The organism is Acinetobacter sp. ANC 3832, assembly GCF_002135415.1.
Lineage (GTDB): Bacteria > Pseudomonadota > Gammaproteobacteria > Pseudomonadales > Moraxellaceae > Acinetobacter.
The window spans coordinates 20,771-28,460 of record NZ_NEGJ01000024.1 but is presented as its reverse complement, the minus strand read 5'-3'; the positions used below and the strand labels follow the sequence as shown (position 1 = coordinate 28,460).

General features: G+C 36.7%; 7 protein-coding genes and 3 tRNA genes. 3 read left to right on the top strand and 7 right to left on the bottom strand.

Translation table 11 applies throughout. The annotated features are described in order from the left end of the window. Nucleotides 1–65 precede the first annotated feature (65 nt). From B9T35_RS18905 to B9T35_RS17730, 6 genes are all read right to left on the bottom strand, one after another. Nucleotides 66–212: a transposase-like zinc-binding domain-containing protein gene (locus B9T35_RS18905; RefSeq protein WP_416202464.1), complete on the bottom strand. Its 147-nt coding sequence runs from the start codon at nt 210–212 to the stop codon at nt 66–68. Nucleotides 213–519: 307 nt separating this feature from the next. Continuing rightward, nucleotides 520–595: transfer RNA gene (locus B9T35_RS17750), tRNA-Glu, on the bottom strand. A 41-nt stretch (nt 596–636) separates the two neighbouring features. After that, nucleotides 637–712, bottom strand: a tRNA-Glu gene (locus tag B9T35_RS17745). 116 nt (nt 713–828) lie between these two features. Beyond that, a complete protein-coding gene (locus tag B9T35_RS17740) occupies nt 829–1,746 on the bottom strand; it encodes a hypothetical protein (RefSeq protein WP_086192560.1) in 918 nt (305 codons plus the stop codon). 137 nt (nt 1,747–1,883) lie between these two features. Then, nucleotides 1,884–3,317 (bottom strand): amino acid permease, encoded by a 1,434-nt coding sequence (locus B9T35_RS17735; RefSeq protein WP_086192557.1) that lies wholly within the window; start codon nt 3,315–3,317, stop codon nt 1,884–1,886. Nucleotides 3,318–3,428: 111 nt separating this feature from the next. After that, nucleotides 3,429–3,504: transfer RNA gene (locus B9T35_RS17730), tRNA-Glu, on the bottom strand. Nucleotides 3,505–3,602: 98 nt separating this feature from the next. On the opposite strand from B9T35_RS17730, the gene B9T35_RS17725 reads away from it, so the two are divergent. Next, nucleotides 3,603–4,322, top strand: a complete 720-nt coding sequence (locus B9T35_RS17725; RefSeq protein ID WP_086192555.1) for a hypothetical protein — start codon at nt 3,603–3,605, stop codon at nt 4,320–4,322. A gap of 97 nt (nt 4,323–4,419) precedes the next feature. On the opposite strand, the gene B9T35_RS17720 is transcribed toward B9T35_RS17725, so the two are convergent. Beyond that, nucleotides 4,420–5,853 carry an amino acid permease gene (locus B9T35_RS17720; protein WP_086192553.1) on the bottom strand — a complete coding sequence of 478 codons (1,434 nt, stop codon included), beginning with the start codon at nt 5,851–5,853 and terminating at the stop codon, nt 4,420–4,422. A gap of 417 nt (nt 5,854–6,270) precedes the next feature. Between B9T35_RS17720 and B9T35_RS17715 the strand changes: the two genes are divergently transcribed. Together B9T35_RS17715 and B9T35_RS17710 are read left to right on the top strand one after the other, a co-directional pair. Beyond that, nucleotides 6,271–6,756, top strand: a complete 486-nt coding sequence (locus B9T35_RS17715) for a YaiI/YqxD family protein (protein ID WP_171264323.1) — start codon at nt 6,271–6,273, stop codon at nt 6,754–6,756. Between the two features lie 15 nt (nt 6,757–6,771). Then, entirely contained in the window at nt 6,772–7,683 is a 912-nt protein-coding gene (locus B9T35_RS17710) for a DMT family transporter (RefSeq protein WP_086192551.1), read from the top strand. Nucleotides 7,684–7,690 lie beyond the last annotated feature (7 nt).

The following is a 7,690-nucleotide window of genomic DNA, read 5'->3' as shown; positions in this document are numbered from 1 at the left end:
GCAAGACCCAATAGACGTTGCATACCTCTTAAACTGCTTCGTTCTAGATAAGTGTTCATGATGAATTATTTTTGCTCTTCTGTGTATTTGATTTTAGGTTTGAGCACACTTGATCGACCACAATTTTTATATCTGAACTGTGCATTCCCACTTTTGCTGTGCCCATTCTTAAAGATATTCGCTGATTGGCAATGGGTACATAGATAGCTTATCGTTTTGTAATCATATTTATTATTTATTACTCAGATGCTTTCGATTTTATTCTAGATTAAAACACGTTGATATTGGACACTACCAAAATTATGATCAGAACAAGCGCGCAGGTTGATGGCTTTATAGATTGAAATTTCTATTTTATCGAGTACAGCTCATTTTATAATTTAACTCGCACATACTTATGATTGATTGGGAAATTAAAGGTTTATTCCGCTTGAGAGTATTTAACTCATAAAAAAGCCTGAGTATAATAACTCAGGCTTTTTTATGAGATGTCTTCTATCGGAAAAACAATCTCGAATTTGGCGACCCTACGGGGATTCGAACCCCGGTTACCGCCGTGAAAGGGCGATGTCCTAGGCCTCTAGACGATAGGGTCAATAGATGAGGCATACTTTTGAAAACTAAACCAAAATAAATTGGCGACCCTACGGGGATTCGAACCCCGGTTACCGCCGTGAAAGGGCGATGTCCTAGGCCTCTAGACGATAGGGTCGTTTCAGAGGTGGGCGTATATTAGGGCGAATATGGAAATGTGTCAAACCTTTTTAGGCAATAAAAAGGTAAATGTGGTTTGAGTGTATAAAAACAAAGCAAAAAATATTGTATCGATTAAAAATGACACTGAATTCTGGAATTAGGCTCTAAAATTAGTTCTAAAATATTTTGAATAACTGCAGGATGTTGTAGATAACCTGTAATTTCATGGGGTGAATTAACGAAAGTTGAAATGGAAGTATTAATAATTTCAGGACTAAAATTGAAAGGAGAATCAATCAATGGGAAAGTTGTTAAAAAATCATCAGGTGAATAAAAATTGTGCCAATCACCATATAGATGCTCAGGTCTTACAATGGGTTGTATAAGTTTAGATTGAATCACTCTAAAAGCCAGTGGTGAACCCAGTGTAATAAAGCGTTGGATACAATATTCAGATTTAAGCTGTTGTAATAGATTATAAGCAATGACCGTTCCGAGTGAATGCGAAACAATAATATGTTCCTCACCTTGTTTTAAACTAGTTAAAATTCGTTGATGTACTTCATTCATAAACTCAGGGTTTGCCAAATATAAATAGGTTTCAATTAAGAATTTATGAATCAAACTTTCATGCAATTTCGGGAAATTATTAAGAATTAAAGAAAATTCCTTTAAAGCTTTGTCTTTTACGAGTTGTGAGGCTAAGTATAAGCGTGTAGACAGCTTTAAATTTTGATCTGGTATGAAATAAGGTAGTAAGGGAATACTTGCTGTCGGAGTTGCAACAACAGAGGGTTTTGCTTGTACGCCTTTATGTAGATGAAAATCTAAGAGTGATTTGGGTAAAAAGGCATCTAAATCAAATGAGTTACTTAATTGGTGTTTGGTGATTAAGTCGCCATAAAATGGCAAGGCGATATTTAGCTTTTCGATTGCGACAGGTAACTGCAGTTCATCAATACCCAGTTTGAAAATATCAAGCCAATGTTGCTTTAAACTATCAGCATTGTAGTTTTGTTGATTCATGCCATGAATAAAAATAATTTTCATCGCCATTCTTATATACTAATATATTTTTATATTGATGGTTTTAATGTACGGATTTTATTTGGAATTTGCTGTGTCTGAATGTAAAAAAAGTGTAGCGAAGTACTACACTTTTTCAATAAAACGTTTCGGTTTTATCTTTATTTACTTAAATTTTGCTCTTGAGTTTTATATAAGAAATGATAACTGAGGTAACAGGCTGCAATAAAAATAAGACAGCAGATGAAGCCCGCCCACATCTCAGGATCAAAGACCATACTGATACAGGTAATAAAACAGAATACAAAACCTAAGATTGGAACAATTGGAAACAGTGGTGCAGCAAAGCCTAACTCTTTGGTGGTGTGACCATCTTTATACCATTGACGTCTGAAATTGAACTGACTTAAACAGATACTCATCCAGACAATGACCATGGTAAATGCAGCAACACCCAATAAGTTCTTAAAAATGGTTTCAGGTGCAAACTGTTCAGATAGAAGACCTGGTAAAGCACCCAGCATGGTGACCATAACAGCAATATATGGAATCCCACGCTTATTCACTTTTGCGAAAACAGCAGGTAGTTGCTTCTTGCTTGAAAGTGCCCACATCATACGAGATGCAGCAAATAAGCCTGAGTTAGCAGCCGATAACAGTGCTGTAATAATCACAAAGCGAATAATATCTTCAGCATATGGAATACCAATATGTTGAAATACAGTGACAAATGGACTGCTACTGACACCTTCAGCATTGAGTCCCGCCATGGAGTGAGGCAATAAAGCACTAATCACAATGATGGTACCCACAAAGAAAATTAATAGACGCCAAATGGCGGTATTAATTGCTTTAGGCACATTTTTAGCAGGATCTTGTGTTTCTCCAGCAGCAACGCCAATTAACTCTGTACCTGAAAAGGCAAAGTTCACAATTAGCATCGTAGTGAAGATCGGAATGAGACCATTGGGAAACCAACCGCCTGCTGTTAAATTACTAAACAGTGGTGCAGATTCATAACCTTGATAGTTAATCACACCAAAAATGGCAAATAAGCCCAATATAATAAATGCAATGACTGTAATGACTTTGACTAGAGCGAGCCAGAATTCAGATTCAGCAAACCAGCGAGTAGAACTCATATTGAGCCCAAACACCACAGCTGCAAAAATAATCGTCCATAACCACATAGAAATATGTGGAAACCATTCCTGCATGAGCAATGCGGCTGCTGTGAATTCAGTTCCAAGCGTAGCTGACCATGTGAGCCAATAAAGCCATGTCACGGTATAACCCGTTGCAGGTCCAATATATTTTTGTGCATATGTACCGAATGAACCTGATTCAGGCATATGTACAGCGAGTTCACCTAAGCACAGCATCACCATATAGGCAATGATACCGCCAAGGATATAAGAGATGATAGCACCTACAGGCCCCGTTTGTGCAATGACTTCACCCGACCCTAAAAATAGGCCTGTTCCGATTGCACCACCGAGTGAAATCATAACAAGGTGTCGAGTACTCATAGCGCGTTTTAATGGCGCAGAATTGCCCTGATGCGAAGCACCATTCGGAGTAATAGATGACGACATAAGAGATATGTATAAGAATAGAGGAAGCGAGCTATTGTAGTGAAAAACGACAAATCTGCAATGTAATAATGATGAAATATAGAAGTAATAATGATCGTATGAAACGATAGATGGCGACCCTACGGGGATTCGAACCCCGGTTACCGCCGTGAAAGGGCGATGTCCTAGGCCTCTAGACGATAGGGTCGTTGCGAGGTGTGGCTATATTAGTAATTAAGCGGGTATCTGTCAAAGAGAATTTGAAAATAAAAGCCTGTTTGGTTAAAATCAATTCAATTATAAAATATGAATAGATATGAACGTTTTATTGATACGATCGAGTTTTATCCAAATCAGTTGGATTTAAATAAAAACGTATTACGCTATTATAATGAAACACAATTGAATGCCGATTTTTTCTCCATTTATCAAGATCTATATATTGATTCACAGGTGTTTTCCAAATTAGATTTTATTCAATGTGTGCAAAATATTCTCTATACGCAACTTCTAGATCAGCAAAAAGCGATGGCAATGAAATTATCAGAATGTTCTGAAAAATTTCAGATGAATATACTGCTTAGTTTTAAAATTTATTTGATGTTACAGGAATATAGTAAGATTAATCGTGCTTTTAAAACTGAGCAGGATGAACAAATCTATGTTCATTTAGATCATTTTTTTGAAACATTAAAGATAGAGCCTTCTCCTATTGATACTCGTCAAAATAAGCGAGAAATCGTATTGCCACAGACCAATGTTGCAGCCATCATTTTTATCTGTATCGCAAGCCTGTCAGCATTAGGATTAATGTTCTTTACCAGTGGAATATTGAGCTCAATTATTCAAGCTTGTTTGTATGGTGGCGTTTTTATTTCTGCCAGAGCCGCATCGAGTGGAGATAAAAAGAGGGAAGGAACAAGCATGAATCATTATCTGATTCAGATGGATTATTTTTTAGAAACAATCAATAACAGTAATAATCAAAAAGTGAACCCTACATTAGCTACATCGAGTTCACCATAAACTTAAATATTTATAATTTTAGATTAGTTCGAATTAGATTAGTTCGAATAAGCGCTTTAATTTTCTTCTTAAAAGTTAAAGCACTTTGATCAAAAACTTATGCTGATTTGTTGTGATACAACCAATAATAACTTGCATAACACGCTGCCATAAAAATTAAGCAACCAATAAAGCCTGAAAGCATTTCAGGGTCAGCAGCCATACTTAATCCAGTCACAGTACAGGTCATAAATCCTAAAATAGGAACCAGTGGATACCAAGGTGTTTTAAATTTGAGTTCTGCTAGTGTATGACCTTGGCGTAGCCATTTACGACGAAAGTTAAACTGGCTCCAGCAAATACTCATCCACACAATGACCATGGTAAAGGCTGCAACACCCAGTAAGTTTTTAAAGATTACATCCGCACCAAACTGTTCAGAGAGCAATCCGGGTAAACCACCAATCATCGTCACCATAATTGCAACAATGGGTGTGCCTGATTTGGTTAATTTAGAAAAAATACGAGGGAGCTGTTTTTGAATGGATAATGCCCACATCATGCGCGATGCAGCATATAAGCCTGAGTTTGCTGTAGAGAGCAATGCAGTGATAATCACAAAACGCATAATGTCTTCTGCGTATGGAATACCAATCAAATTAAAAACAGATACGAATGGACTATTACTTAAACCATGACCATGTGTTGTATTTAAACCCGCATCTTGGTAAGGCAGTAATGAGCTAATGACAATAATGGTTCCAACAAAGAAAATCATTAAACGCCAAACAGCAGCATGAATGGCTTTCGGCACATTCTTTTCAGGTTCTTCAGTTTCACCTGCTGCAATCCCAATCATTTCTGTACCATTGAATGCAAAATTGACAATCAACATGGTGGCGAAAATAGGAAATAGCCCATTAGGTAACCAACCGTGTGAGGTTAAGTTACTAAACAGTGGGGCAGAGTCATAACCTTGAAAAGAAATCAGTCCAAAAATTGCACCTAATCCCAAGAGAATGAATACAAGTACAGTTGATACTTTTACAAATGAAAGCCAAAACTCAGATTCAGCAAAGAAACGAGTTGAGGTTAAATTTGAGATTAATACTGCGCTGGCAAAGATGAGTGTCCAAATCCAAACTGAAATAGTGGGAAACCATTCCTGCATCAGCAATGCCGCAGCGGTAAATTCTGTGCCTAATGTTGCAGACCAACCTAGCCAATACATCCACGACACCATATAACCTGTGCCTGGACCAATGTTATTACTTGCAAATGCACCAAATGAACCTGTAACGGGTTGGTTAACCGCAAGCTCACCTAGACATAGCATGACCATATAAGCAATTAGACCACCAATAATGTATGAAATGACTGCACCGATCGGACCTGCCTGAGCAATAACTTCACCTGAACTTAGAAATAAGCCCGTGCCAATTGCGCCACCGAGTGACAACATAATTAAGTGGCGTTTGGTCATGGTTCTTTTTAAGGAAATAGAGTTTCCCTCAGAAGCGCTATGCTGAGTAGATTGATCGGGAGATGACATAATTTATTAAGTAAGATTTTTTAAAGTGCTATTTTAGGACAAAACATGAATATTCACAAAACTTGTAGAGCTAAAATTATTTTAAAAGCATTGAGAATGTATAGGATTTAAACAATATGAAATTGAATAATGCCTTTAATTACATGTATTGCATGAATTTCAGGCTAAAAGTTAAATATAAATATTGGGATTTATCACTTTGGATGTCGATATTGGTTCTTGATTTTATTTAGTTGTTTGATATTTAAGATAAAAAATATTTACTTTGAGCTTTTGAATTTGTTACTTTCATATACTTTAGTCGGAAATTTTCAAATAATGATAAAAGTACGTATTTGTATCGAAATCTTTTCGTAAATCAATTTGATGTTTTATCAAATTTTAGCTTTGCATTTGTTAGACTATCGCTATTGTTTAATGCTGAGAGTAAGCGTGCTGCCATTTAAACTTTGGGTCGATGCGGATGCATTGCCTAAAATTCTAAGAGAAGTAATTTTACGAGCTTCTGATCGTTATCAACTCGAAGTCACTTTTGTTGCAAATCAAAATGTCGGGATTACGCCGTCTGTACGTATCAATTCGATTCAGGTGATGCAAGGTGCTGATCAAGCCGATAAAGAAATTATTGATCGCATGAAAGAGAATGACATTGTTATGACGCAAGATATTCCACTTGCTGCACAAGTCATTGAAAAAGGGGGAATCGCAATTAATCCTCGTGGTGAAATTTATACCGAGTCAAATATTAAAGCACGTCTACATTTACGTGATTTTATGGATACCTTACGAGGTGCGGGTGTACAAACAGGTGGCCCAGCGCCTATTTCTGAACGTGATAAACGAGAGTTTTCAAGCAGTTTAGACCAAACGATTATGAAGCAAAAACGTAAGACCTCTGTTTAAATTATTGGAAAAAACATGCCATCTAAAAGCAATATCATGATGACTTATGCCTTATTGGTCTTCATTTGGGCAACTACGCCTTTAGCGATTGTGTGGAGTGTGTCTGATCTGCATTTAATGTGGGCATTGGTTATTCGATTTTTTATTGCTTTGCCTATTGCCATTCTTTTATTGCTTATTCTCAAAATTAAATTTCCTGTAGATAAGGTTGCAGTACATAGCTATGTTGCAGGCTCATTTAGTTTAATCGGTTCACAGATTTTTACCTATGCTGCAACACCATATCTAAGCTCAGGAATGATTGCACTCATGTTTGGTTTGGCACCGATTATGGCAGGCATCATTGGTCGTTTTGGTTTTAATCAAAAACTACAATATTTGCAATGGTTTGGGATGTTTGTGGCTGTTTGTGGCTTAGCGATTATTTGTATCAGCGGTGGTGCGAGTCAGCATGTACATCCAATTGGTATTGCTTTGATGGTGATGAGTGTATTTACTTATTCACTTTCGATTTTTTGGGTTAAAAAAGTAAATGCAACAATTGAACCTATGGCACAAGCGACAGGCTCGATTTTAGTATCCACACTGGGTGCAATCTGTTTAATTCCATTTATTTGGCAATATGCACCTACCCATATTCCAGAAACAAAGTCTTTATTGGCATTGATTTATACCGTAGTCATGGCTTCTCTGATTGCAATGTTCTGTTATTTCAAACTGGTCCAAAATATTAAAGCCACAACTTTGTCTTTAACAACGGTGATGACACCGATGTTAGCGATGTTATTTGGTGCAATGCTCAATAACGAATATCCATCAGCAACCGTCTTTATTGGTGCTATTGTTTTACTCTTTGGTTTATTTTTATATTTTTATAAAGATTTAAAAGCGAGTAGAGAACTCGCTCGTAAACTTAAACACCATTAATCTTGGT

Coding starts and splice junctions, on each gene's coding strand:
- B9T35_RS17740 (WP_086192560.1), bottom strand. CDS start 1,746: ATGAAAATTATTTTTATTCATGGCATGAATCAACAAAACTACAATGCT.
- B9T35_RS17735 (WP_086192557.1), bottom strand. CDS start 3,317: ATGTCGTCATCTATTACTCCGAATGGTGCTTCGCATCAGGGCAATTCT.
- B9T35_RS17725 (WP_086192555.1), top strand. CDS start 3,603: ATGAATAGATATGAACGTTTTATTGATACGATCGAGTTTTATCCAAAT.
- B9T35_RS17720 (WP_086192553.1), bottom strand. CDS start 5,853: ATGTCATCTCCCGATCAATCTACTCAGCATAGCGCTTCTGAGGGAAAC.
- B9T35_RS17715 (WP_171264323.1), top strand. CDS start 6,271: ATGCTGAGAGTAAGCGTGCTGCCATTTAAACTTTGGGTCGATGCGGAT.
- B9T35_RS17710 (WP_086192551.1), top strand. CDS start 6,772: ATGCCATCTAAAAGCAATATCATGATGACTTATGCCTTATTGGTCTTC.